At 52.0% G+C, this 25,795-nt stretch carries 17 protein-coding genes; all 17 read right to left on the minus strand.

The features are described 5' to 3' along the window. Positions 1 to 14: 14 nt before the first annotated feature. The gene (nuoH, locus tag IM638_19350) at positions 15 to 1,088 is read right to left on the minus strand and encodes an NADH-quinone oxidoreductase subunit NuoH (GenBank protein MCA6365197.1); all 1,074 of its coding nucleotides are present in this window, start codon (positions 1,086 to 1,088) and stop codon (positions 15 to 17) included. Positions 1,089 to 1,106: 18 nt separating this feature from the next. Then, positions 1,107 to 2,081 (minus strand): (2Fe-2S)-binding protein, encoded by a 975-nt coding sequence (locus IM638_19355; GenBank protein ID MCA6365198.1) that lies wholly within the window; start codon positions 2,079 to 2,081, stop codon positions 1,107 to 1,109. Between the two features lie 7 nt (positions 2,082 to 2,088). Next, positions 2,089 to 2,469, minus strand: a complete 381-nt coding sequence (locus IM638_19360) for a clan AA aspartic protease (protein ID MCA6365199.1) — start codon at positions 2,467 to 2,469, stop codon at positions 2,089 to 2,091. A gap of 12 nt (positions 2,470 to 2,481) precedes the next feature. Further along, entirely contained in the window at positions 2,482 to 3,828 is a 1,347-nt protein-coding gene (nuoF, locus tag IM638_19365) for an NADH-quinone oxidoreductase subunit NuoF (protein ID MCA6365200.1), read from the minus strand. A gap of 12 nt (positions 3,829 to 3,840) precedes the next feature. Beyond that, on the minus strand, positions 3,841 to 4,380 hold the full coding sequence (locus IM638_19370) for an NAD(P)H-dependent oxidoreductase subunit E (protein MCA6365201.1): 540 nt from the start codon (positions 4,378 to 4,380) through the stop codon (positions 3,841 to 3,843). Positions 4,381 to 4,421: 41 nt separating this feature from the next. Further along, complete coding sequence (locus IM638_19375; GenBank protein MCA6365202.1) at positions 4,422 to 5,633, minus strand: NADH-quinone oxidoreductase subunit D; 1,212 nt, start codon at positions 5,631 to 5,633, stop codon at positions 4,422 to 4,424. 30 nt (positions 5,634 to 5,663) lie between these two features. Next, positions 5,664 to 6,206, minus strand: coding sequence for an NADH-quinone oxidoreductase subunit C (locus tag IM638_19380; protein MCA6365203.1), 543 nt, complete (start codon positions 6,204 to 6,206; stop codon positions 5,664 to 5,666). Positions 6,207 to 6,260: 54 nt separating this feature from the next. Then, positions 6,261 to 6,788, minus strand: coding sequence for an NADH-quinone oxidoreductase subunit B (locus IM638_19385; GenBank protein MCA6365204.1), 528 nt, complete (start codon positions 6,786 to 6,788; stop codon positions 6,261 to 6,263). Between the two features lie 67 nt (positions 6,789 to 6,855). Next, positions 6,856 to 7,224, minus strand: a complete 369-nt coding sequence (locus IM638_19390; GenBank protein ID MCA6365205.1) for an NADH-quinone oxidoreductase subunit A — start codon at positions 7,222 to 7,224, stop codon at positions 6,856 to 6,858. 669 nt (positions 7,225 to 7,893) lie between these two features. After that, positions 7,894 to 9,303 (minus strand): AAA family ATPase, encoded by a 1,410-nt coding sequence (locus tag IM638_19395; protein MCA6365206.1) that lies wholly within the window; start codon positions 9,301 to 9,303, stop codon positions 7,894 to 7,896. A 70-nt stretch (positions 9,304 to 9,373) separates the two neighbouring features. Continuing rightward, positions 9,374 to 10,513 carry an efflux RND transporter periplasmic adaptor subunit gene (locus IM638_19400; GenBank protein ID MCA6365207.1) on the minus strand — a complete coding sequence of 380 codons (1,140 nt, stop codon included), beginning with the start codon at positions 10,511 to 10,513 and terminating at the stop codon, positions 9,374 to 9,376. 11 nt (positions 10,514 to 10,524) lie between these two features. Further along, on the minus strand, positions 10,525 to 14,886 hold the full coding sequence (locus tag IM638_19405) for a CusA/CzcA family heavy metal efflux RND transporter (protein ID MCA6365208.1): 4,362 nt from the start codon (positions 14,884 to 14,886) through the stop codon (positions 10,525 to 10,527). A 67-nt stretch (positions 14,887 to 14,953) separates the two neighbouring features. Beyond that, positions 14,954 to 15,322 (minus strand): hypothetical protein, encoded by a 369-nt coding sequence (locus tag IM638_19410; protein ID MCA6365209.1) that lies wholly within the window; start codon positions 15,320 to 15,322, stop codon positions 14,954 to 14,956. Positions 15,323 to 15,580: 258 nt separating this feature from the next. Further along, the gene (locus IM638_19415; GenBank protein ID MCA6365210.1) at positions 15,581 to 16,129 is read right to left on the minus strand and encodes an HAD family hydrolase; all 549 of its coding nucleotides are present in this window, start codon (positions 16,127 to 16,129) and stop codon (positions 15,581 to 15,583) included. A gap of 95 nt (positions 16,130 to 16,224) precedes the next feature. Continuing rightward, on the minus strand, positions 16,225 to 20,538 hold the full coding sequence (locus IM638_19420) for a PKD domain-containing protein (protein MCA6365211.1): 4,314 nt from the start codon (positions 20,536 to 20,538) through the stop codon (positions 16,225 to 16,227). Between the two features lie 231 nt (positions 20,539 to 20,769). Further along, positions 20,770 to 23,229: a PKD domain-containing protein gene (locus IM638_19425; protein MCA6365212.1), complete on the minus strand. Its 2,460-nt coding sequence runs from the start codon at positions 23,227 to 23,229 to the stop codon at positions 20,770 to 20,772. Between the two features lie 379 nt (positions 23,230 to 23,608). Beyond that, a partial coding sequence (locus IM638_19430) for a T9SS type A sorting domain-containing protein (GenBank protein ID MCA6365213.1) occupies positions 23,609 to 25,795 on the minus strand: 2,187 nt, incomplete at its 5' end.

Genomic DNA, 25,795 nt, shown 5'->3' on the forward strand with positions numbered 1-25,795 from the left:
TTTAATACGAATAATTAACCAATTTTACCGGTTCCCCACATCGTAATGCCCGTCGCCACAAGGTTTGCGAGCGACAAAGGTATCAAGATTTTCCAACCGAGGTTCATGAGCTGATCGTAGCGGAAACGCGGGATTGTCCAGCGGATCCACATAAACACCATTACAAAGAACAGCGTTTTTACCAGCATAGATCCTGCGCCAATAGCGGCAACCAGGTTGGGGTGGTCTTTGAGTTCGTCCATGAACGGGAAATTGTACCCGCCAAAGAAGAACAGCGACATTACTGCCGAGGAAACAAACATGTTTACGTATTCTGCAAACAGGTAGAAGCCCAGCTTCATGGAGCTGTATTCGGTGTGATAACCACCCACAAGTTCTGTTTCGCACTCGGGCAGGTCAAACGGTGTACGGTTGGTTTCGGCCAGTGCGCAAATGAAGAAGATGAGGAAGGTAAGCGGGTTCTTGAAGAAGTTCCATGTAAACCAGCCATCTTCCCAGAAACCGTGCTGCTGGGCAGCAATTTCAGAAGTTTGCAGCGTGCCGGTGAGCATGATCAGCGTGATTACAGAAACACCCATGGCAATTTCGTAGCTGATCATTTGCGACGAAGCGCGCAGCGCACCCAGCAGCGCGTATTTGTTGTTGGAGGCCCAGCCGCCAATCATAATGCCATACACACCAATGGAAACCACGCCCAGCAGGTAAAGCACGCCAATGTTCACATCGGCCACCTGCAGCGAAAACCATTCGCCGCCGATGTTCACCTTCGGGCCCCACGGAATTACAGCGCCTGTCATCAGCGCGGTAAGCATGGCAATAGCCGGACCAAGGATGAAGAGGAACTTGTTTGAAACGTTGGGAATGATTTCCTCTTTCATTACCATTTTCACGCCGTCGGCCAGGGGCTGCAATATGCCCCACGGACCCGCGCGGCTGGGGCCGAGGCGGTCTTGCAGAAAAGCGGCAAACTTACGCTCGATGTAAGTCGAGTAAGCCGCCACACCCAGCGATACGGCAAACACCAGCCCCGCCATAATGAGCGGAAACCAGAAGCCGGCAAATGTGACCAATACGATAGAGAGTGTCATACTTTGTTGGTGTGCTTATTATTTACCTCCGTGAAGCTCCTTAAGCTTTTTGCCGGTGTCTAATTTCAGTTTGGCCAGTTCATAATGCCCCTGCGAAATTACCGAGTGGCGGTCGATTTTGCTCGGGCCTTCAATGGTCCAGTCGCTGAGCTGTTTTTTATCGAAACGGCAGGTATTGCAGATCCAGTCTTCCACTTCGCCCCACTGGTCTTTGCGTGCAGTTACGCGCAGTACTTCGCTGCCTTTGAACCAGAGGCGCACTTTGCCGCTGCACTTGTCGGTGGTGCAGTTGCGGTGTGCATCAACCGGTTTGGTAAACCATACGCGGCTCTTGAAGCGGAATGTTTTATCGGTAAGCGCCCCCACCGGGCACACGTCAATAACGTTGCCGGAGAAATCGTTGTCGATTGCATTCTCAATGTAGGTGCTGATTTCGGCCACATCGCCGCGGTTAATTACGCCGTGCACGCGGCCATCGGTAACCTGATCGGCTGTTTTCACGCAGCGGTAGCAGAGAATGCAGCGCGTCATGTGCAGCTGGATCTTGTCGCCGATGTCGATTTTCTCAAACGTGCGGCGCTCAAAGTCGTAGCGCGTTTTTGCCGCACCATGCTCGTAGCCGAGATCCTGCAGGTGGCATTCGCCGGCCTGGTCGCACACGGGGCAATCGAGCGGGTGGTTAATGAGCAGAAATTCCACCACGCCTTTGCGGGCTTCGAGTACATCGGGCGAGGTGAAGTTTACCACTTCCATGCCGTCCATAACTTCGGTGCGGCACGAGGCCACCGGTTTGGGCATGGGATTCGGGTTCTGGGCCGAGCCTTTGGTTACTTTCACAATGCAGGTACGGCAATAGCCGCCGCTGGTTTTCAGCTTGGTGTAGTAGCACATGGCGGGCGGAGCCACTTCGGGTCCGATCATCCGTGCTGCCTGCAAAATCGTAGTGCCTTTCGGTACTTCGATCTCGTGTCCGTCTATGGTTACTTTAGGCATGATGTATTTACATAACGAGACCCGCCGCAATATTCGGGCTCTCGGGATTGACTATTAATTTTTGTTTCAGCGGATGTACAAGTACATCCATATCCTCCATTGGAATTGCACCAAGCAGAACCGTATTTCCAAGCACCAGTGCGCCGGTAAAGCACATCCGGTTTTCGAAATTGATCTGCACCGGTCCTACGTAGGGAACAATCTGTTTCTTGCCATCGGCCAGTGTTACTTCGCGCTTTTCCAACTCCGTCAGTTCAAGCTGCAACTGCACATGTTCAGGAATGCAAAGCCAGTATGCTCCGGTATCCACAAGCGCACTTACCTCCATAGGCTGGAGTTCCGCATTGCGCGGATTTGTGAGCTTGATATTGGCATAAACCATTCCCATTGTCATTTTCAGTTAGGCAACCGGCGCTTTCTCATTGCGCAGGTTGTAGTAGTGTTTTTCGTCTTTGATCGACGAGGGATTGTTGATGTATTCCTCAAATTCGGCGCGGAAGTGACGGATAGCCGAAGCTACCGGCCACGAGGCCGCATCGCCAAGCGGGCAAATGGTTTTACCGTCGATCTTGCTCTGTATGTCCCACAGCAGATCCACATCTTCCTTCTTGCCGTGGCCTTCCACAATGCGGTGCAGCACTTTTTCCATCCAGCCGGTGCCTTCGCGGCAGGGCGAACACTGGCCGCAGCTTTCGTGGTGGTAGAAACGGGTGAAATTCCACAGGTTTTTCACAATGCTGGCTGTTTCGTCCATCACAATAAATCCGCCCGAACCCAGCATGGTGCCGGTGGCAAAACCACCATCGGCAAGCGATTCGTAGCTCATCAGACGGGGCTCGTCTTTGGCGGTTTTGAGGATTAGGTTGGCGGGCAGAATGGGAACTGACGAGCCACCGGCCACCACAGCTTTCAGCTTTTTACCGTTACGGATGCCGCCGCAGTACTGTTCGGAATATATGAATTCCTCCACCGGCAGGCCGAGTTCGATTTCATAAACACCCGGCTTGTTGATGTGGCCGCAGGCCGAGATGAGTTTGGTTCCGGTGCTTTTACCGATACCGATTTTTGCATATTCCTCGCCGCCCATGTTAATGATGGGCACGGTGGCCGCAATGGTTTCCACGTTGTTTACCACGGTGGGGCGGCCCCACACACCGGCCACGGCCGGGAACGGAGGTTTAATGCGCGGGTTGCCGCGTTTGCCTTCGAGCGATTCGATAAGCGCGGTTTCTTCGCCGCAGATGTAAGCGCCGCCGCCGGGCTGCACATACAGGTCGAGATCAAAACCCGTACCCATGATGTTCTTACCCAGAAAACCGGCTGCATATGCTTCTGCGATCGCTTTCTCAAGAATGTGATACACATACAGCAGCTCGCCGCGGATGTAGATGTACGACGTGTTTGCACCCAGCGCAAAGCTCGAAAGGATCATGCCTTCTACGAGAATGTGCGGATTGCGCTGCATCAGGAAACGGTCTTTGAATGTACCCGGCTCCGATTCGTCGGCGTTACACACCAGATGACGCGGAACGCCTTCGGGCTTGGCCAGAAAGCTCCACTTCATGCCGGTGGGAAAGCCCGCGCCGCCACGGCCGCGCAGCCCCGATTTCTTCACTTCTTCCACCACCTCTTCGGGTTTCATTTTCAGCGCTTTTTCCAGCGCCTTGTAGCCGCCGTTGGCACGATACACGTCGATCCGGTCGAGGCCGGGAACGTTAATGTGTTCGAGCAGGAGTTGTTTGCCCATAGTCAGCCGCGTTTATGCGTTGATGTGTTTTTTATCGAAATGCGTTTTGCGTTCGCCTTTGCTTCGAAGATCGCTCAGCACGGCGTCAACCGATTCGCAGGTTTGATTTTCGTAGTAGGTTTCGCCGATCTGAATTACAGGTGCGGTTCCGCAGGCGGCGAGGCATTCTACGGTTTTCAGTGTAAACATGCCGTCGGGCGTGGTTTCGCCGTCTTTGATACCGAGACGTTTCTCGATGTGACGCACAATGTCTTCGGCGCCCAGCAGCCAGCACGGACCGGTGCGGCACACCTCGATGAGGCATTTGCCCACCGGTTTGAGGTTGAACATCGTGTAAAACGAAGCTACCTCGTAAACCTCAATGGGTTTAATATTGAGCAGGCCGGCTACGTAATCCATTGCGGGCACGCTCAGCCAGCCGTCGAATTCCATCTGTGCCAGGTGCAGCAACGGCAGCAATGCCGATTTCTGGCGGCCTTCGGGATAACGCACAATGATTTTGTGCACCAGTGCCAGCGTTTCGGGCGAGAATTGAGGATTTTCTGTACTCATTGTGTATGCTGTTGTTTGCCGGAGCAAACGTTTTTCAAAAATTAGGCATCCAGTTCGCCCGCAATCACGTTCATGCTCGACATGGTAAGGATGGCGTCGGAAAGCATGCTTCCTTTAATGATTTCGGGATAAGCCTGATAGTAAATGAAGCACGGACGGCGCATGTGTAAACGATACGGTGTGCGGCCTCCGTCGCTGATGAGGTAGTAACCAAGCTCGCCGTTTCCGCCTTCTACGCTGTGGTACACTTCACCGGCGGGAACCTCCGTTTCGCCCATAATGATTTTGAAGTGATAGATGAGCGCTTCCATGTTGTTGTACACTTCGGCTTTCTCGGGCAACACAAACTCGGGCACATCGGCGCTGAACTTCTTGTCTTTGCGGTCGATGTTTTTGAGTGCCTGTTTAATGATGCTGAGACTCTCCCACATTTCCTGCTGGCGTACCATGAAGCGGTCATATACATCGCCCTGTGTACCAATCGGAATAGTGAAATCAAAATCCTGATAGGAAGAGTACGGATTCATTACCCGCACATCGTGGTCAATACCGGCGGCGCGCAGGTTGGGGCCGGTAAAGCTGTATTCCAGCGCCATTTTCTGCGATACAGGACCGGCATTGATCGTGCGGTCCATGAAAATGCGGTTGCGTTCAAGCAGATTGGAAAATTCAGTGAGGCCCTTCGGGAAATCGCGCACAAAATCATCAATCAGTTCCCAGACCTTATCCGAGAAGTTACGCTCAAAGCCGCCAATACGGCCAATGTTGGTAGTAAGGCGCGCTCCGCAAATTGCTTCGTAGATGTCGTAAATTTTTTCGCGCCACTGGAAGATGTAGAGAAAGCCGGTCATGGCTCCGGTATCCACGCCAATTACCGAATTGCAGATGATATGGTCGGCAATGCGGGCCAGCTCCATCACCACCACGCGCATATATTCTACACGCTTGGGGAGTTCGGCGCCGATGAGTTTTTCTACTGTCATGTGCCAGCCCATGTTGTTGATGGGTGATGAGCAGTAGTTGAGGCGGTCGGTGATAGGCGTAATCTGGTTGAAGGGGCGTCGTTCGGCGAGTTTTTCAAACGCGCGGTGAATGTAGCCAATGGTCGGTTCGGCGTCCACGATAATTTCACCGTCCATTTTCAGCACGTTTTGGAAAATGCCGTGCGTGGCGGGGTGTGTGGGCCCGAGGTTAAGGGTGGTGTACACCTTTTCTTCGGGTTCTGCGAGTTTGCCGATGTCGTGATTGCTCATGCTGTTTTCAGCTTTATACGTTTAAGCGGCTCAGCGGCCGAACATGGTGTCGTCTTTGTCTTCGCGTGTAGGGTCTTCGAGCTGGAATTCCTTGCGCAGCGGGAAGAAGGTAATGTCTTCCATGTTGAGGATGCGCTTGAGGTTGGGATGACCTTTAAAGCTGATGCCGAAGAAATCGTAAGCCTCGCGTTCCATCCAGTTGGCGGCTGGCCAAAGGGTGGTCATGGTGGGCATTACGGCGTCCTGCTCAGGGAAATGCACCAGTATGCGGATGCGTGTATTGGCCGGCCAGTTGTGCAGCTGGTACATCATGCCCATTTCACGGCCGTGGTGGTCGGGGAAATGCAGGCCGCAGGCGGTGGTGAGGAAGTGGAAGTTGAGTTGCTCGTCTTCCTTAAGGAACTTCAGCACGTCGTAAATGGCCTCGCGTTTAATTTCGAACACGGGGAAATCATAGTCGATGCGCGAACCCAGCACAGCCTCGCCGAATTTTCCGGTAAGGCGTGTCAGCACGGTGTCGTGCAGGGGCTGTGCTTGCTGGTTGAGTGCTTGAACGTGTTGTGCAGTATTCATTTTGGCGTTTGGCAATGCCCGGCTGCACCCAACGGCGCAACCGATGTGGCCGTTTTATTCTATTCCGTATGAATTAAGCAGGGCTTTGTACTCGGCCGAATCGCGGCGGCGGAACGACTCGTTCTCTACCAGTTCCTGAATTTTCAGCACACCGTCGAGAATCTGTTCCGGACGCGGCGGGCAGCCGGGCACATATACATCTACCGGAATAATGCGGTCGATGCCCTGAAGTACGCTGTAGGTGTCGAAAATACCACCGCTCGATGCGCAGGCACCCACCGAAAGGACCCAGCGCGGCTCGGCCATTTGTTCGTACACCTGCTTGAGTACCGGCCCCATTTTTTTCGAAATGGTACCCATTACCATCAGCAGGTCGGCCTGGCGCGGCGAAAAACTCAACCGCTCCGAGCCAAAGCGGCCCAGGTCGTAGTGCGAGGCCATGGTGGCCATAAACTCAATACCACAGCACGAGGTGGCAAAAGGCAAAGGCCAGAGTGAGTTTTTGCGGGCCATGCCCACTACTTTTTCCAGCGAGGTTACAAAGAACCCCGGGCCTTCCATGCCTTCGGGGGCTTTGGCCATTTCCAGCTTTGTCCGCTTCACTTCCAGTTCGCTCATCGCTTAGTCATTTTTATGGTACGGGCGGGAATTAATCTTCCCACTTCAGCGCACCGCGTTTAATGATGTAGTAGAATCCGATCATGAAACAGGCCATAAACGAGAACATCTCGATCATGCCTACCAGTCCGAGTTTTTTGAAATTCACCGCCCAAGGGTACATGAAAATCACCTCCACGTCGAACAGCACAAACAAAATAGCGGCAATAAAGTACTTCACCGAAAAGGGAACACGGGCATTGCCCTGTATCTCAATACCGCACTCAAACGTGTCGAGTTTCTTTTTGGTTTTGCGCTTGGGTCCGAGTAAGTGCGTAACTACCAGCGTGGTAGCCACAAACCCGCCAGCCACGATAAACGTGAAGATGATGGGTAAATAATCGCGGGCAGTGCCTGTCATAACCGTGTTTTAGAATGCAACAACAATGGTTAGCAACTTGTTCATAAGCCCGGAGGGCCGCACTGGCACTTTTCCCGGGCGGGCGTAAAAATACAGGAATAATCCATACCTAAAATGAGGTAGGGATGAAAATTGGGGGTTCGTGGACGGAAGATCGGGGGATGGGGGTGAATTGGGGGATTTTGGGGATAAAAAGAGATGTTTAACGGTTGGGCCTTTCGCAGAAACCTGAAAACTGGGCGGCTTTCTCCTGAGAAATCCATAAAGCAGGGCGTGTAAAAATTTTGTGCAAAAAAACCAATATTTTGTTTCGAAAGCGATCAGTAACATCAGGCGGAGGAATTTAACAAGCGATATAAAGACGTGAGGCAGGAGCTGTCTGAGTGTGTATTTTCAAAGAGATTTATGGCTTGGCCGCATCAATAAAAAACAAAGGAGAAGCCAGCTTAGTTTTTACTTTTTTGACGCAGTATTGTTTAAAACGCCCCTTCTTACAAATCATTTTTTAGCGGAAAATTAGTTAGTTCATTTTGGCCATAAGTGTGTTTTTTTGACACTTATGGCCAAAATGAAAAAACAAAATATATCACAATGATCAGATAATCAGTTGTTTGTGTGTTTTGCTTTTTTATTATATGAGAACTTCTTGATGACTATTTGAAAATGAATTTATGTAAAAAGGGCATCCATACTTATGCTGTTTTGTACATTCCCTGAGTAGATGTTTGTTTGTATATCGTATGTAGTAATCATGGTAATTGACACAGATTTTTTTGTAGCTGTTTCGGAAATAAAAGCACTTTTTTTATTTCGCAACGCAGCGTCGTATTTTTTATCTATCACAAAAACACCTACAGAAAACTTCATTTCACACAGATTAATTACACCATCTCTTCGATCAATTAATAAATCAATTTGAGCGCCGTCTATCTGTCTTTTGCTTCTCCACGATGAACATTGTGTTTCTATGCCACTGATACCCAGCTCTTTTTTAATTTGATCAATGTGTGCAAGGCATACCTGTTCAAATGCATATCCGATCCACGTGCGGTGTTTAGGGCTGTCAATAAGTTTTAACCAGTGATTCTTGTCAAAATGCTTTACTCCTTTGATAAAACGAAGATGAAATAGCGAAAAGAAGTCGCAAAGCTGGTACAGTGTATTTCTTGATTTTTTCTCAAAAGGAATATAACGTCTGATAAAACCGCTTTCTTCAAGTTCGTCCAGCAGTCGGGTTAAACTTCCGCCGGTTGGCAATTTACTTAAATGGCTTATCTCATCACGAGTAAGTCCGGCCGCTTTTTTGGCAAGGGCATTAACTATTGTTTCGTGGCGGCCAGCATTATCGAAAAGCGATTTATATAAATTATCAAACTCGTTTAGCAGTAATCCGTTCGGAGAAAAGCAAATTCTGTCTATGTTTTGTGAAGCACTTTGTCCTTTTTTAATTTCATCCCAGTAAAACGGAATTCCCCCCAACACCATATATAGCTGCACCAACTGATAATGATCCAGACGAATAGATTTACTTTCCATTAATGCTTTACATTCTTGTAAAGTAAAAGGCTCTACCCGTATTCGTTGTGTAACCCTATTATGAAGGCCTCCCTTGTTATTAATCAGTTTATTAATCATCCAGGAGGCAGCAGAGCCACAGACCACCAATAAAACATCCTTCCTCTTTGTTGCCCAGTCGTTCCAGAAATGTTCTAAAGCAGAAATAAAACCAGAATGCGGCGTATCAAACCAGGGGAGCTCGTCAATAAAAACAACTTTCTTTTTTTGTTTAGAGCGCTCAATTAAAACACCAATCTGTTCAAAGGCATCAAGCCAGCTGGTCGCCGGCTTGAATTTTACTTTTTTATTCTGTTGTTTAATTGTGAGATTAAAGTTGTTGAGTTGATTTGCCAGTGTGGCCTTGCTAAGGCCGGTAATAGAAAACGTAAAAGATTTTTCCAGTACGTTTCGTACAAGGAATGTTTTCCCAACACGTCGCCGTCCATATAAAGCAATAAATTCCGACCGCTTTGAAGCCAGCCGTTCTTCCAGAATTTTTCGTTCAGCAGTTCTCCCAACCATAATTTCATTTTGGCCATAAATATATCTAAAACACTACTTATGGCCAAAATGAAATTATGCCCTTTTTCGCTTACTCTTCCTCCTCTGCATTAAACATCACGCCCAGCAAGGCATACGCGCCCGATGTAACAAACTTCGCATCGCGGCTCACACCTTCGGGCAGGCGCACTTCGGTGAGGCCGTTTGCGGTGGTGCCGGTGGTTATTTCTACTGGTGTAAAGCGGTTGCTGCCATCGGCAGTGAATACATACGCCTTGCCGCCGTAGCTAACCACGGCATTGTTGGGCAGTACGGTGGTTTGGTGCGCGCCGGTTTCGATTTCGGCTTTTACAAACATGCCGGGCAACAGGTGCGGATCTTCCTTGTCTAAATGCCCGTGTATGCGCACCGTGCGGTCGGCATGAATTTCGCGGCCGATGAGGAATACTGTTGCCGTGCGCACCGAATCGTCCTGCCCCTGAATGATGACGCGCACCGCCTGTCCTTCTTTGATGTAGGGCAAATCGGTTTCATAAACCGTAAGCTCTACGTGCAGGTGCTCAGTGTCCACCAATTCAAAAAGCACATCGTTTGGTGCGGCAAATTTCCCCACGTTTATATTCACTTTGGTTACGTAACCGCTTATGGATGCGGTGAGACGAATGCTTTTTGCAATACCGTTTGTGCGGATGCTTTCGGGCGAGAGGCCGAGCAGCTGAAGCTGTGCGGCTCCGGCACTGCTGCGGGCTTTGGCGGTAAGCATGGCGGCTTCGGCTTTTTCCATATCGCGGCGGGCGTTGATGTTGCCGCTGCTGAGTTCCTGCTGCCGCCTGTACTCCGACTCGGCCAGCGTAAGCGCCGCAAAATCCTCGAGGTAGCTTTGTTGCAGTTTAATGTAGTCGGGATGCTCAAGCACGGCCAGCACATCGCCTTTGCGTATGCGCATGCCCTGCAGCATTTCCGTGCTTTTTACAATACCGCCCACCGGCACCGATACCGATACAAGATTTTGCGGCGGAGCATCCACCATGCCGTTGCAGCGTATGCTGCTGCCCATGCTGGCGGTTTGTAATGTGCCTGTTTCAATGCCGGCGGTTTTGAGTTGGTCGGCAGTGAGCGTAATTTCCTTTACCGAAGGAGCGGCAGTTTGTGTTTCTTCTGCTGGTTTTGATTTGCACGATGTGGCAATTATTGCCAGAAGAAAGTATGCAGACAATAAAATGGTTTTCATGGCAAAAAATTTTATAGTGTGCCGCAGAGGAAATTAAATTCCAGAGCAAGCTGATTGTTGGACTGAATGAGTTGCTGATGGCGAAGGCGAATGCTGAGCACTTGTGCCATGGCCTGCAGGTATTCGGTTTGACTGATGCTGCCGCTTTGCCGGGCAGCGAGCGCCTGTTTCTCCTGCAATTGGGCCTGTGGCAGGAGTTGCGAGGTGTAGAGCGCCAGCATGGTTTTGAGGCTTTGCCGCTCCTGTTCAAGGCGCAGCAGCTGCATTTGAAGTTCGAGACGCTGCTGGGCCTCCTGTTCCTGAGCCACGTTCTGCCCGAGCTTTGCCGCTTTGATGCGGGCTGCCTGTGCACCGGTGCCGAGCGGAAAACTCACACCCACGCGGAAACCATCAAAACGCTGGTCGTTGCCGATAAACACTTCCTGCCCGTTAATAATCTGGTAGCCGGTAATGCTCTGGTTGAAATAGCCGGCAGTAAGCTCAGGCATGAGCCGTGCTTTTTCGCTGCGTGCAGCCAGTGCGGCAACGGCTGTGGTTTGCTGCGCCAGCACAAGCTGCGGTGCTGTGGCAAGTTTGAGCGAATCATATACCGGCCAGGTTACCGGCGTTAATTCGCTGCCCGGGGGCGTGGTTACCGGCGAGGAAGAGCCGGTGAGGAGTTGCAGCATTTGTTCGGTGCTGCGTATTTCGGCCTGATGCTGCATGAGCTGTTGTGCAGCCAGCATGCGTTCGCTGCGGGCCACGGTGGCTTCGAGCAGGGTGGCATCACCGGCAGTATAGCGGCGCTGCGCGGCATTTTCGTTGAGCTGAAGCAGGCTGTCGTGGCGGCGCAACAAGATTTCCTGCGCTTTCATGGCGGCCAGCAGCAGCCAGGTTTGTTTTACCTCGAGCACAAGCTGCTGCTGCGTAAGCTGCTGCGATGCCTGCTGCTGCAGTACCTGCGCCTGCGCCAGATGACGGTTGCTGATGAGCAGTGCGGGCGACACAATGCTTTGCGATACACTGATCATATTATCGCGCAGCGGACTGTTGATGTTTCCCTGCGTGTACTCGGCCTGCGTGGTGCCGGGCGTGAATGTGGCGCGCACCAGTGCCTGCTGCTGGGCCACGGCGGCATTGGCGGCGCGCATTTTCGGACTTTGCCGCAGCGCCATCTGCACACACGAGTCGAGCGGCAATGCGGTTTGTGCGCTCAGGTTTGTGCTGCCGGAGAGCAACAGCACAGCCACAAGCAATGCGGCAGCGTGTTTGGTTTTCATGCGTATAAGATGTTTTTGTTCGATGAGCAGATACAACACCGGCAGCACCAGCAACGTAAGCAAAGTGGCGCTGATGAGTCCGCCGATAACCACCGTAGCCAGCGGCTTTTGCACTTCGGCTCCGGCGCCGTTTGAAACAGCCATGGGCAAAAAGCCGAGTGAGGCTACGGTGGCCGTCATCAACACCGGACGTAAGCGCACGGCTATGCCACGGCGTATTACATTCAGCAAATCGTCGGGCAGTTCTTCGCTTTGCAGGCGGTTAAACTCGGCTACCAGCACAATGCCGTTGAGCACCGCCACACCAAACAGGGCAATAAAGCCCACGCCGGCCGAAATGCTGAACGGCATATCGCGCAGCCAGAGCGCCACAATGCCGCCCACAGCCGAAAACGGAATAGCCGAGAAAATGAGCAGCGAATGCCGCACATTGCCGAAGTTGAAAAATAACAACAGTAAAATAAGCAGCAAGGCTACAGGCACGGCCACAGCCAAACGGCTGCGCGCTTCCACGAGGTTTTCAAACTGTCCGCCATAAGTAACATAAAAGCCCGGCGGCATTTTTACCTGCGCATCAATTTTTCCGCGCAGTTCATTTACCACCGATTCCACATCGCGTCCGCGCACGTTGAAGCCAATGGTGAGGCGGCGTTTGGCATCCTCGCGCTGAATCTGGTTGGCACCGGTTTCGGTTTTTACTTCGGCCACCTGCGTAATCGGAACTTGCTGTCCGCCGGGTGTGGTTACGTACAATGCGCGCACATCATTGATGTTATTACGATGCTCCGCATCAAGACGCACCACAAGGTCAAAGCGGCGTTCGCCTTCAAACACCTGCCCGGCAGTGGCACCGGCAAAAGCGGTTTGCAGCGTTCGGTTCACATCATCCACATGCAAACCAAACACGGCCAGTTTTTCGCGCTGCACACGTACCACAATTTGCTCCAGCCCAGATACTTCTTCCACATACAAATCGCTGCAACCGTCAATGCCCGGCACGAGATGCGCAATGCGTGCAGCCACGGCAGTGAGTGAGTCGAGGTCTTCGCCAAAAATTTTCACGGCCACATCCTGCCTTGCACCGGTCATGAGTTCGTTAAAACGCATTTGTATCGGCTGCTGAAAACCAAATGTAACGCCGGGAATAACGCTTAGTGCTTCGCCCATTTTTTCGGCAAGTTCTTCACGCGTTTCAGCCGATGTCCATTCGCTGCGATCCCTGAGTGTAATAATCAGATCGCCTGATTCGATGGGCATGGGATCGGTGGGCACTTCGCTGCTGCCGATTTTGGCTACCACATGTTTTACTTCGGGGAAGTTGTTGCGGATAATTTTTGCAGCTTCGTTTGATGTGTTGATGGTTTGCTGCAATGAGCTTCCTTTAAGCAAACGCATTTCCACCGCAAAATCGCCTTCTTCAAGCGTAGGAATAAATTCGCCGCCCAATGTGCCAAACAACAGCACGGCGCCCACCAGCAAGGTTACGGCCGAGGAAATAATGAGCACCGGTCTGCGCAAGGCACGGTCAAGCAAAGGCAGAAAGGCTTTACGCACGACGCCAATCATTTTATCAGACAATGTAACCCTGCCGCTAATTTTTTTGCTGAGCAGCAGCGATGAAATGACCGGCACATAGGTAAGCGAAAGCAGGAACGCGCCGAGAATGGCATACGCTACCGTTTCGGCCATGGGGCGAAACATTTTTCCTTCTACACCAGACAGCGCCAGAATGGGCAGATACACAATCAGAATAATCAACTCACCAAACACCGCCGAACGCATGAGCCGTTTGGCCGACGACTCCACTTCTATATTCATTTCAGACTGAAGCAAACGGCCGGGTTGCCGCAAATGCAAATGATGCAGCGTGGCTTCCACAATAATTACCGCACCATCTACAATTAAACCGAAATCAATTGCACCCAAACTCATCAGGTTGCCCGATACGCCGGTAAGCACCATCATGCCAATGGCAAACAGCAGCGAAAGCGGAATAACAGAGGCCACTACCAGCCCTGCACGCAGGTTGCCGAGAAACAACACCAGCACAAAAATTACAATCAACGCCCCTTCGAGCAGGTTGGTGGTAACCGTGCTTACCGATTTATTTACAAGTGCCGTGCGGTCGAGGAAAGGTGCAACGGTTACGCCTTCGGGCAGGGTTTTGTTGATTTGTGCGATGCGTGTTTTTACTGCTTCGATTACCTGCGAGGAGTTGGCGCCCTTGAGCATCATTACTACAGCGCCTACGGCTTCGCCTTTTCCGTCGATGGTCATGGCGCCGTAGCGTGTGGCGCTGCCGAAGGTAACGGTGGCCACATCGCGCAGCAGCAGTGGTGTACCGTTTTCGTTGAGGCGGATAACCACACTGGCAATATCATCGGTGCTGCCGAAAAGTCCTTCGCTGCGAATGAACCAGGCTTTTGGTTCTTTGTCGATGTAGGCGCCGCCGGTGTTCTGGTTGTTGCGTTCGAGCGCGGTGAAAATATCGTTGAACGACACATTCATGGCGCGCAGCTTATCGGGGTTTACGGCTATTTCGTATTGTTTGAGGTGACCGCCAAAGCTGCTTACTTCGGCCACACCTTCTACACCGATAAGCTGGCGACGCACCTGCCAGTCTTGCAGGGTGCGGAGTTCGGTAGCATTGTAGCGGCCTTCGTAGCCGGGCTTTACACGCAGGGTGTATTGATAAATTTCGCCAAGCCCGGTGGTCACAGGCGCAAGTTCGGGCGAGCCGCTGCCGGGCGGAATGGCCGAGCGGGCGGCAGGAAGGCGCTCGCTTATTTGCTGGCGTGCCCAGTAAATATCGGTCGATTCGGAGAACACAATGGTGACCACCGAAAGCCCGAAGCGCGAAATGGAACGTATTTCGGTAATGCCCGGAATGGTGGCCATGGTTTGTTCGACCGGGAAGGTAATAAGGCGCTCTACTTCCTGCGCGGCGAGCGAAGGGGTAACGGTAATTACCTGCGCCTGGTTGTTGGTAATATCGGGAACCGCATCGACCGGCAGCCGCGTAAGCGACCAGGTTCCCCAGGCAATAAGTGCAAGCACAAAAAGCCCGATTACCAGTTTGTTCCGCATGGAAAAGCGGATAACTGCGTTTAGCATAAAAATGGGAATAAGTTAAACTGTGGAATACCGCTGCGCACGGGCGAAGCGGGAAACAAAAAACAGTTTAAGCTTTGGGTGGCTGCCAGATGGCGGTGTGACAACCTTCGGGAATGAAGGTTTGGACAGGAATGCTGTAGTGTGCATACACTACGGGAATGATAAACGAGAAGTGCTGGATGAGCGGCTGATCAATAGGCGCTTCTACCACGTGGTTGTGGTGGTTGCCCTGAAAGGGAAGCTGGTCGTGCGAATGCGAGTGTTCGGAATTGCCGAAGTAATGATCGAGCAGGAAATTGGAAAAGGAGAGTGCGGGTTGTTCGCTGCTGTGTTCGGCATAATGCGAGAAAAGCATGGGCAGCTTCAATAACTCATGCGCCTCAGTAGTGCCGCTGAGGAAGACAAAAAGTAAAAGCCAGGCTGCAATGCGTTTCATGGTGTAAAGCAAAGGTAGGGATTGATTGTGAACGGTGCAGGATTTTTATTGGTTTTTTGGAATACAGGAGGAATGGGTGCCTAGCCCTGACTGTAGCGGAAATGCAGCCGCAAAAAATAGTTGGTTGCTAACCTTCCGAGGTTTTAAGACCTCGGAAGGTTGAACTGGTTGTTGTTTTTTGCGGCTGCATTGCAGCGGAAGGCAGGAGCCAGACGGTTTTTAATAGCACCGGTAAGTTCGCTCCAAAACCCAATGAGATTAGTAATTGTTAACCCAATTTGCCACTCCGGTTAAATCGGGCATTGCAAAAATTGCCGTTTCTCCCTCCGGAATTTTATCGCCGATAAAGATGGCAAACATGTCTGCGTTGGAAGCAAAACGCAGGTCGCTGGCCGAATCGCCAACCATGAGTGCGAGTGAAAAATCAATTTCGGGAAAATCTTCTTTTGCTTTCAACGCCATGCCGATACCGGGTTTGCGCATGGGCGAATTTTCGTGGCTGAGTTGGGGTGCAAAATACACCGCATCAATTTTTACACCGGCTTCGGCAAAAGCGGCGTGCATTTTTTCGTGTACGGCAGCAAGATCAGCCTCGCTGTAAAGCCCTTTGCCAATGCCCTGCTGGTTGGTGACCACCACAATGCGGCCGAAGTGTTTTGACAGTTTGGCCACGGCCTGTGCTGCGCCGGGGAGCATTTCAAACTCGCCGGGATGTTTTACATAATCATCCGGCAAACGGCGGTTTATTACGCCGTCGCGGTCGAGAAAGAGGGTCCACGATTTGTTGATGGCGGAAGGGTGCAGCATGTGTGTAAAGGTAAGGAGCCGGTGCGATTATCAGGAAAAATACAAAGGGCTGTTCCGGTGAGAAACAACCCTTTGCAATAATTGGATTTTTGCGGTTAAAACACCACCAGCTGCCGCACGGTTTGCGACTGCTTACCGGTTAAACGAATCATGTACGTGCCTGATCCGTTTGTGGTAAGATTAATAACCTGCTGATAGCGTCCGGTGAAATTGGTGAGCTGTTCTTCATACACCCGCTTCCCATCGGCCGAGTAGATGCTGAGCACATAATCATCGTTATTCTCCACATCAAACAGGAGTTCAAACACACCGTTGTTCGGGTTGGGCTGGATGAAGAAGAAGCGCGGTGCTGCTTCTGCAATACCATTTACAAGCACAGGCTGCGACTCTTCCGAACTACAGCCAAGCGTGTTGCTGAGAATTACGGTGTACATGCCCACCGTAGTGGCCTGATAGGTTTGCGAAGTAGCGCCGGCAATGGCCACACCATTCAGGTACCACTGATAAAACTGTGCTGTTACCGAAGAGGTAAGCGTGAAACCACTCACAATAATTGTGGGTGTAAGTAACGGCGGATATACGTTTACCGCGCGTGTTTGTGTGGTGCTGCATCCGGCCGCGTCGGTTGCGGTTACAGAGTAAGTGGTGGTGAAAGTGGGGAACACCTGTACACTGTCGTCGGCCGCGAAGGCGAGGAGTTGCTGCTGCGGTTGCCAGTTGTAGCTGTAGCTGCTGTTGTTGGTGGCCAGCACAACCGTATCGCCGAGGCAGATGGAGGATGTGGGGGCAATGGCAAATGAGGGCAATGCAAGCGCGGTGGCTGTAACGGTGTCGGTACTGCTGCAGCCGAGGCCGTTGGTGGCCGTTACGGTGAATGTGGTGGTGGTGGTAAGCAACAGCGAGGGCATGGCCACGGTGCTGTCGCTGAGTCCGGCGCCGGGGCTCCATACGTATTGTGTGCCGCCGCTGGCCGAGAGCTGAATCCACGAATTGTCGCACACTGCCGTGTCGGCCGAGGCTGTGATGGCGGGATTGCCAAGCACGGTTATGGTTTGCTGCACGGTATCGCTGCCGAAACTGTTGGAGGCGATAAGCTCAACGGTGTAGGTGCCGGGCGTATTCCATGTAACGCTTGCCTGCGGCGTGGTGGCGGCAGCAGGAGTTGCGCCGGCAAACGTCCATGCAAACGAAGTTGCTGCCGGGGCCGAGGCATTGGCAAACAACGCCGGGCTGCCGGCACACACGGTTTGCGAAGTGAATGCGGCAACCGGAGCCGCAGCAGGCGTGGCAGCAATGTTAATGTTGTCGAGATACAGGTTGTTGCCGTTGCGGCCACGGTTGCGGAAGCGGATCATTACCGAGGCATTGCCGGCATAGCTGCTAAGCGTAACCACTTCGTTGCGCCACTGCGCTGCGGTGGGCACAAAGGCCGAGGTTTGCTGCGAAGCGGTAGAAAGTGTGTTGCCGCCTTTGATGAATTCCTGTGTCCAGGTAGCACCGCAATCGGTTGACACAAGCACTTCTAATGTATCGCTGCGCGATGAGCTGTAACGTGCGTAAGCCACATCGAACGAAAGCTGGGGCGAGGTAACTCCGGTAAAATCAAAGCCGGGCAACTGAATTTCGTCCTGATCGCCGGCGGCATTGCTGTTGAAATTGTAAAACACGGCGCTGCCGCTGTTGGTGTTGCCGGCCGCATTATACGCCCAGCTGAGCGAAGGGTTGCCGCCGTTTACCACACTCATACCGGCCGGTAAAAAAGCAGGCGAAACAAAGCTTTCCGTATAGGGCAGCGGTTGTGCGCCGCTTACCACGATGTAGCCGCTGCGAACTGCCGTTGAATTGCCCACAGCATTTGTAGCGGTGAGCGTAACCGCATACACACCCGGTGCGGGATAGGAAACCGATGGATTCTGTGCCGTTGAAGAGGACGGTGTTCCTCCGGGAAATGACCAGCTCCATGCAGTGGGATTGTGCGACGATAAATCGGTAAACTGCACGTTGGTGCCGGGGCATATTTGTTGTGCACTAACACCAAAGTTGGCCAGCGGAGCCAGCAGCGAACCTTCGATGGCACATTCCCAAACCCCGCGGCCGTATGTGGAAATACGCAGCGTTTGGGTAGGCTCAAACACTTCCATGTCGCTTACCGGAGCGTGCGGTAATGCAGTGAAGTAAGGCATCCAGGTGCCGGTGTTGTCGGTGCGGTAATACACACCCACATCACAACCAATAAACACCAGTCCGTTTCCGGCATCAGGAACAGCAGCTCCGCAGTTGGCCGGCAGGTTGGGCAAACCATTTGAAATATTTGTATAGGTTGTGCCCGCATCGGTGCTTACCATTACTTTTTGAGCCGCATTGTAGCCCGAGAAAGTAAGCCAGATGCGCTGCTCGTTATGCGGATCCACAATAATGCGCGAAATAGACGCGCCGCCGGTAATGAGTGAGCCGGTAATATTGCTCCAGGTCTGACCACCATTGATGCTTCGGAAAATAGAGCTTCCGTTGGTGGCATAAATGTAAAGCGTGTTGGACGGGGCAACTTGTACATCGGTAAGGTCAGAACCATTGGGCATATTACCCAGCTGAAACCAGTTTGACCCGCGGTTGTTTGATTTGAATACCTGACTGTAGCCGGCATACAGTACATCGGGCTGCACGGGATCCTGAATCCACGGCGTAACCCAGCCGCCGGTGCCGGTAAGGCCGTTGGTAATGCCCGTCCAGTTGTTTCCGCCGTTTGTTGAGCGGTTAAAGTCGCCGTAGTACAGCTCGCCGTACATTACGTTGTTGTTGGTACGGTCGATGAAGCAGTCCATACCGTCGCCGCCAAGCACTTCTTCGTAGTTGCTGCCGTTTTTGAGGTTGGTGCCATTATCCTGATGGCCGGTGATGAGTGTACCGCTGTTGCTTGCCGAGATACCGAGGCGGTAAATCTGAGCAATGCCCATGTTGGCGCTGAGATCGTCCCACGAGTTACCGCCGTTGCCGGTGAAGAACACGCCGCCGTCGTTGCCGGAATACACCGTGCCGCTGGTTCCGGGCACAAACACAAGATCATGAATATCGGCATGCACATACGGCACACCGCCGCCGCCATACCAGTGTGCATTGAGGTTCCAGCTGATGCCACCATCGTCGGAGCGCCAGATGTTTACGCCTCCGGTGTAAATCACATCGGGATCAACCGGTGATGCGGCAATGGCGAGATCATACCAGGCCTGCCCGTCGGTATCGCCACCCGAAGGATCCCAGCCAAGCAGGTTGGGTGATGAAGCGCGGTTTGTAAAGCTTTGTCCGCTGTTGGTAGAGCGGTACACACCTTCAAAGCCATTGCTTCCGGCAGCTCCGGCCAGTACATACACCATATTCGGATCGGCAGGTGTAACGGCAATGGCCAAACGGGCAACCACATTTGCCTGTGGCAAACCGGTTGTTACCTGTGTCCAGTTTGCGCCGCCGTTGTAGGTGGCGTAAAAGCGTGTGCCGGCAATGTAAAGTGTGTTGGGGTCGCCGGGCTTCATTTCCATGTCTTTGGCGCCAAACTGCGATACCTGCAGCCATGTGGTGCCCGCATCGGTAGTTTTGAAAATACCGTTTGAAGCGGCCACATACACAATGTTTGTGTTGGTGGGATCAATAAGCACGCGTGCTATGCGGCGTGTCTGGCTGGGAGCAAACGTGAGTCCGGTGCTGCTCCAGGTAATACCGCCGTCGGTTGATTTGAGAAGACCGATGCTGTAGGTATCTCCGGCGTCGTTATCTCCGGTGCCGAGGTAGAGAATGTTAGGGTTGGTTGGGTCAATGGCTACATCCGAGCAGCCAATACGCGCCTGAAAATCGGTGAGGCAGGTCCAGCTTTGTCCGCCGTTGGTTGTTTTCCATAAACCACCTGCTGGAGCGCCGGCATAAATCACGTTGGTGTTTGTGCCGTCGAAACGCACGCAGTTGATGCGCCCCGCCCCGCCAAATGTTGGTGCGCCCACCGGACCCACAAAAGACCAAGCTGGCGTGCTTGATGCCGAGCGCATAACTGATGCGTAGTATTGCTGCTGCGCAGCGGGCGTATTCATCAGGTATTCCTGAAAACGCTGGTTTGTGGTGGAAGGCAGGGTAATGTCGCCACTCGGAAACACACGTGGTTCGGTAAACCATTCCCAGCGTTTATACTGAAACCATGAACCATCCAGCTCTTCATGGTTATTTTGGCGGATGGTTTGTTCGTGCCGCTCGCGAAGCATCTCAGCTTCACGCCCGCCCCAAACCGAGTCGAACGTATGCTGGATAAGATAAAAATTAGTGCCGGGCACCATGCGCTGCTGTTGCCAGCTGTCGGCCGCTGGCTGTTGAGCAGTAAGTGTTGCAGCGAGTAATGTCCCCGTGGTCAGCAGGGAAATCTGTTTCATTGTCATCGGTGTACAATTGTTGAGCTGCACAATATCGGAAATACTAATTGATTAGGGGGGTAAAACTTTGACTATTAGACGGATGTTTAAGGATTGCGGATGGATAAATGCGGCAGGGTAAACAAAACAGCATCAAGAACCGGGCTTGTTAGTGGGATTGGTAATTACCAGTAACATGAAAAGCCCCGGACATTACATCCGGGGCTTTTCTTCGTTGCTGGGTTAGGCACATCAATTCTTCACCACAATGCGGCGGGTTGCTTCTCCCTGATTGCTGCGCACGCGCAGGGTATAGAGTCCGGCGCCAAATGCGGACAGATTCATTTCGCGGTTGTACTGGCCGGAGAAATTGGCGATCATTTCGCTGTACACCATTTGTCCGAGTGCGTTGAATACCTCTACGGTATAATCGCTGGTTGTTTCACTTACAAACGAAACGTTAAACAGACCGTTGTTGGGGTTTGGGTTTACTGCAAAACCAGCGGTAAGCGTATTTGTTTCCATTCCCGTAATTACAGTAGGTGCCGACTGCCCCGACGAGCAGTTGTTGGCGTTAAATACCTCAACCGTATAGCTTCCGGGCATTGTAGCGGTATAGCTTTGTGAGGTGGCACCGGCAATGGGATTGCCATTGAGATACCACTGATACGATGTTCCGCTTACAGATGCGGTAAGCACATTGCCCACATTGGTAATTGACGGTACTGCCGGCGGTGTGCTTACGTTTACCGTAACCTGCGATGTGCCGCTGCAATTGTTGCTGGTTCCGGTTACGGTGTAGGTTGTGGTGGCTGCGGGGCTTACGTTTACACTACTTCCGCTCAGGTTGCCTGGCTGCCACGCATAGCTGCCTGCTCCGGACGCGGTAAGTGTGGCGTTGCCTCCGGGGCATATTGTGGTACTTCCTGAAGAAGTGACAGACGGATTTGCATTCACTGTAATTACCTGCGAACTGGTGTTGTTGCCGTTTGCATTGCTTACCTGAAGCGTAACGGTATAAGTTCCTGCACTGTTCCAAACAACACCGCCCGGGTTTTGTGAGGTGGATGATGCCGGGCTGCCGCCGGGGAATGTCCAGCTCCAAGAGGTTGGGTTACCGGATGAGTTGTTGGTAAAGTTTACCGTTGTGCCCACACAAACCGAGGTTGAACTTGGCGTAAAAGCCGATACCGGACCGGCCGATACGGTGCCCTGCAGGTTCACATTGTCCACATAAATATTGTTGCCATAGTGTCCGCGGTTGCGGATTGCAATCAGCACATTGGCCTGACCCACGTAGGGTGTCAGGTTTACGGTTTCACTTCTCCACTGTGTGTTGGTGGGTGTAAATGTGGTGGTTTGGTCAGGCACGGTAGCCAGCTGTGTGCCGCCTTTCATATACACCGATGTCCATGTTGTGCCGCAGTTGGTAGAAACGAGTACTTCAAGCGAGTCAACATACGTAGCACTGTATCGTGCGTGTGCCACATCAAATGTGAGTGTGCAGTTTTGCATGCCAACGAGTGTCATTTTTGGTGTAATCATTTCGTCGCGTGCGCCACCGGCATCATTGTTGAAGTTGTCGAACTTGGCGCTCCACGAACTGTTGCGGCCTACATTGGCGCGTGTCCAGAAAAGCGATGCACTGCCGGCATTGTTGGCCTGCCAGTTTGCAGGCAAAAATGTAGAGCCTTCAAAACCTTCGCTCAACGGAGGAGCCAGTGATCCGCCCAGAATATTGATAACCTGTGTATGTGTTGAACTTCCGTTTGCGGAACTGGCGGTAAGCGTTACCGTGTAGGTTCCGGGATTGTTCCATACAATGCCGGTTGGGTTTTGCTGTGTAGAAGAAGCCGGTGTACCACCGGGGAACGACCAGCTCCAGCTGGTTGCTGCAGGCGCGGTTTGGTCGGAAAAGTTGATTCCCTGACCGGTGCAGGTAACTGTTGTGCTTGCCGTAAAATTGGCCATAGGGGGCGAAGAAAGCGCAGCCTGATGCACCTGCTTGTTTCCGTCGCTCTGAATAAAGGCAACCACCTGAAGTTTTGAAATGTCATAGATATAACTGGGCACAGCCACGCTGAACGGAAGCGTTTGTGTTTGCCCGTTAGTCCAGGACGACGCAAGTGTGGTGCCGTTGGCGTTGGGAATCATCTGGCGCATTACATCGTGAAAAACGGTTTCGCCGTTAGATCCGGGAGGCGTGGAAAAATTGATTTCTTTTTCAATCAGCGCCACATGTGCTTTCAGTGTGCCGTTTGAGGTAAAGTTTTGTGAAGCCGTAATAACCAGATTGATGGAAATCTGATTATTGGCAATGGTGTGCGAAAGGTTAAGCGTAAACGGCGAAGCCACATTGTATCGGGTGTTGATTGACGATTGTGTAACACCGCTTGGCGCACCTTGATATACGTTGCCATCCATAATGGCTTCGGGAACCCCGCCAACGTTGTAGTAATTTACGCGCGGGCCAACCCAGGTCTGGGTTTGTGTATTCATCGGATCTACGCCGGGCCAGTTGGTCTGGTATTTCACAGCCACCACCTTGATACCGAGGTTGGGGGCAAGCAGCGCATTAAATGCCGGGTTTTGCGAAGCGCAGGGGCCGCATGATGCTTGTGTAAATTCTTCTACCAGAACAATACGCTGCGACTGGGCATACGCAGTTCCGAGCAAAGAAATACCAAGCACGAAAAGAAGTGTTTTTTTCATGAGATGTGTGTTAGAATGTGGGTGTGTTGAGCGTTGAATGTGTTGATGTACGGATGTCTGTTTTGTAGCTGCTGATTTTAGTGGTTAGACAATTCGGTTTCTATTTATTAAAAAAACAGTTTTATACTTTTTCTCTGTTCAGAAGAGGCGTTTTTCTGATGTTTTCTTACACAAATAAATTTACATTATTTGGGGCATATTGACACATAAAATCCATAACAATATCAAAATAGATCAATCAATTATCAAAAACAGCGAAACCTTTTGAAACAGGCATATTTTTGACCATTTTCATGTTTGAATGATGATTATTAATTAAAAAGAAAAACCCCGGACATTACATCCGGGGCTTTTCCTCTTGCAGGGAATCGGGGGGCAATTAGTTGTTCACGATAATGCGAATTGTGTTTTCACTTTTGTTGCTGCGTAAGCGTACCGAATATAAACCCGATCCGAAATCACGCACCTGCATTTCATGACGATACTGGCCGGAGAAGTTTGTCAGGTTTTCAGCATAAATTACCTGACCCAGTGAATTGAAAACTTCAATCACATAATCTTCGGCGGCGGCAGCTTCAATTGTAATTACAAACTCACCGTTGTTCGGGTTAGGTGTAACCTGAAACAAATCGGCCACAGGCGCAGTGGTGGTTATGTTGGTAATCACAATCGGGACAGACTGGCCGGAAGAGCATCCGTTGGGGTCAAACACTTCAACTGTGTAGCTGCCGGCCTGTGTGGCTGTAAAGCTTTGTGAAGTAGCGCCTGCAATCGGGTTACCATTTAAATACCACTGATAGGAGGCTCCGGTTACGGTTGAGGTAAGCACGTTGCCCACGTTGGTAATTGACGGTGTGGCAGGAGGTGTGCCTACGGTTACAGTTACCAATGTGGTGTTGCTGCAACCGTTGGCGTCGGTACCGGTAATGGTATAGGTTGTTGTGGTGGAGGGGCTAACCGACTGACTTGCGCCGCTCAGGTTACCCGGCATCCAGTTGTAGCTGGCAGCGCCGGATACGGTGATGGTTGTGATTCCGCCTGTACAGATTGACGCATTGCCCGAAGAGGTAATTGTGGGCAGTGCATTTACTGTTACAGATACCGTTGAGGTAGCCGAGCAGTTGTTTCCATCTGTACCGGTAACCGTGTAAGTAGTAGCTGCCGAAGGCATATCAGTTACCGAAGCGCCGCTCAGGTTGCCGGGTTGCCAGGTGTAAGTGCTTGCACCGCTTGCGTTGAGCGTTACCGTACTTCCGGCACATACTGCTGTGGTTGATGCAGTTGCTGAAACTGAAGGCAGTGCATTCACAGCCACACTCACCGTTGAGGTAGCCGAGCAATTGTTTGCATCAGTACCGGTAACCGTGTAGGTAGTAGCTGCCGAAGGCATATCAGATACCGAAGCGCCGCTCAGGTTGCCGGGCTGCCAGGTGTAAGTGCTGGCACCGCTTGCATTAAGCGTTACCGTACTTCCGGCACATACCGCATTTGTGGATGAAGTGGCAGTAACGTTGGGCAGTGCATTTACGGTAACCTGCACGGTTACTGTATTCTGACATCCCGGGCCGTTTGATCCGGTAACCGTGTAGGTAGTGGTACTTGTGGGCGATACAGTGATACTTGCGCCGCTCAGGTTACCGGGCATCCAGTTGTAGGTGCTGGTGCCGCTTGCGGTGAGTGTGGTGTTGCCACCATTGCAAATGCTGCTGTTGCTGCTGCTTGCTGTTACGGTGGGCTGGCTGCCAACTGTTACAGTAAGAGTTTGTGTGTTGGTACAGCCGGTTGCGGTGTTTGTGCCGGTAACCGTGTAGGTGGTAGTGGCTGTCGGGTTTACCGTTACGTTTGCACCACTCAGGTTGCCGGGCATCCAGTTGTAGGTGTTTGCGCCGGTTCCGGAAAGCGTTACGGGGTTACCGGTACAAATGCTTGTGCTTGATGCGGTAGCGGTAACGTTGGGCAGCGCGTTTACAGTAATTGTGCGCGTTTGCGTGTTGCTGCAGCCTGTAACGGTGTTTGTGCCAGTCACTGTGTAGGTAGTGGTTGAAGTCGGACTCACAGTTACGCTAGCACCGCTGAGGTTACCTGGCATCCAGTTGTAGGTGTTAGCACCTCCGCCGGTGAGCGTGGTGCTTGAGCCGGCGCAGAGTGTGGTGTTAGAGGCCGTGGCCGTAACGGCAGGCAGGTTGTTTACGGTAATGGTGCGTGTTTGTGTATTGCTGCAGCCGGTTACTGTGTTTGTGCCGGTAACGGTATAGGTTGTTGTTGCAGTCGGGTTTACCGTTACGCTAGCACCGCTGAGGTTGCCGGGCATCCAGTTGTAGGTGTTTGCACCACCGCCGGTAAGTGTGGTAGCAGAGCCTGCACAAACTGTGGTGCTTGATGCAGTGGCGGTAATGGTGGGCAGCGTGTTTACAGTGATGGTGCGTGTTTGTGTGTTGCTGCAGCCGGTTACTGTGTTTGTTCCGGTAACGGTGTAGGTAGTAGTTGCAGTCGGATTCACCGTTACACTGGCACCGCTGAGGTTGCCGGGCATCCAGTTGTAGGTGTTTGCGCCACTGCCGGTAAG

The sequence above is a fragment of the Bacteroidota bacterium genome (assembly GCA_020402865.1).
Classification (GTDB): domain Bacteria; phylum Bacteroidota; class Bacteroidia; order Palsa-965; family Palsa-965.

Coding starts and splice junctions, on each gene's coding strand:
- IM638_19355 (MCA6365198.1), bottom strand. CDS start 2,081: ATGCCTAAAGTAACCATAGACGGACACGAGATCGAAGTACCGAAAGGC.
- IM638_19410 (MCA6365209.1), bottom strand. CDS start 15,322: ATGAAACGCATTGCAGCCTGGCTTTTACTTTTTGTCTTCCTCAGCGGC.
- IM638_19415 (MCA6365210.1), bottom strand. CDS start 16,129: ATGCTGCACCCTTCCGCCATCAACAAATCGTGGACCCTCTTTCTCGAC.
- IM638_19400 (MCA6365207.1), bottom strand. CDS start 10,513: ATGAAAACCATTTTATTGTCTGCATACTTTCTTCTGGCAATAATTGCC.
- IM638_19380 (MCA6365203.1), bottom strand. CDS start 6,206: ATGAATACTGCACAACACGTTCAAGCACTCAACCAGCAAGCACAGCCC.
- IM638_19425 (MCA6365212.1), bottom strand. CDS start 23,229: ATGAAAAAAACACTTCTTTTCGTGCTTGGTATTTCTTTGCTCGGAACT.
- IM638_19390 (MCA6365205.1), bottom strand. CDS start 7,224: ATGACAGGCACTGCCCGCGATTATTTACCCATCATCTTCACGTTTATC.
- nuoF (MCA6365200.1), bottom strand. CDS start 3,828: ATGGGCAAACAACTCCTGCTCGAACACATTAACGTTCCCGGCCTCGAC.
- IM638_19395 (MCA6365206.1), bottom strand. CDS start 9,303: ATGGTTGGGAGAACTGCTGAACGAAAAATTCTGGAAGAACGGCTGGCT.
- nuoH (MCA6365197.1), bottom strand. CDS start 1,088: ATGACACTCTCTATCGTATTGGTCACATTTGCCGGCTTCTGGTTTCCG.
- IM638_19370 (MCA6365201.1), bottom strand. CDS start 4,380: ATGAGTACAGAAAATCCTCAATTCTCGCCCGAAACGCTGGCACTGGTG.
- IM638_19375 (MCA6365202.1), bottom strand. CDS start 5,633: ATGAGCAATCACGACATCGGCAAACTCGCAGAACCCGAAGAAAAGGTG.
- IM638_19420 (MCA6365211.1), bottom strand. CDS start 20,538: ATGAAACAGATTTCCCTGCTGACCACGGGGACATTACTCGCTGCAACA.
- IM638_19385 (MCA6365204.1), bottom strand. CDS start 6,788: ATGGCCAAAGCCCCCGAAGGCATGGAAGGCCCGGGGTTCTTTGTAACC.
- IM638_19360 (MCA6365199.1), bottom strand. CDS start 2,469: ATGGGAATGGTTTATGCCAATATCAAGCTCACAAATCCGCGCAATGCG.
- IM638_19405 (MCA6365208.1), bottom strand. CDS start 14,886: ATGCTAAACGCAGTTATCCGCTTTTCCATGCGGAACAAACTGGTAATC.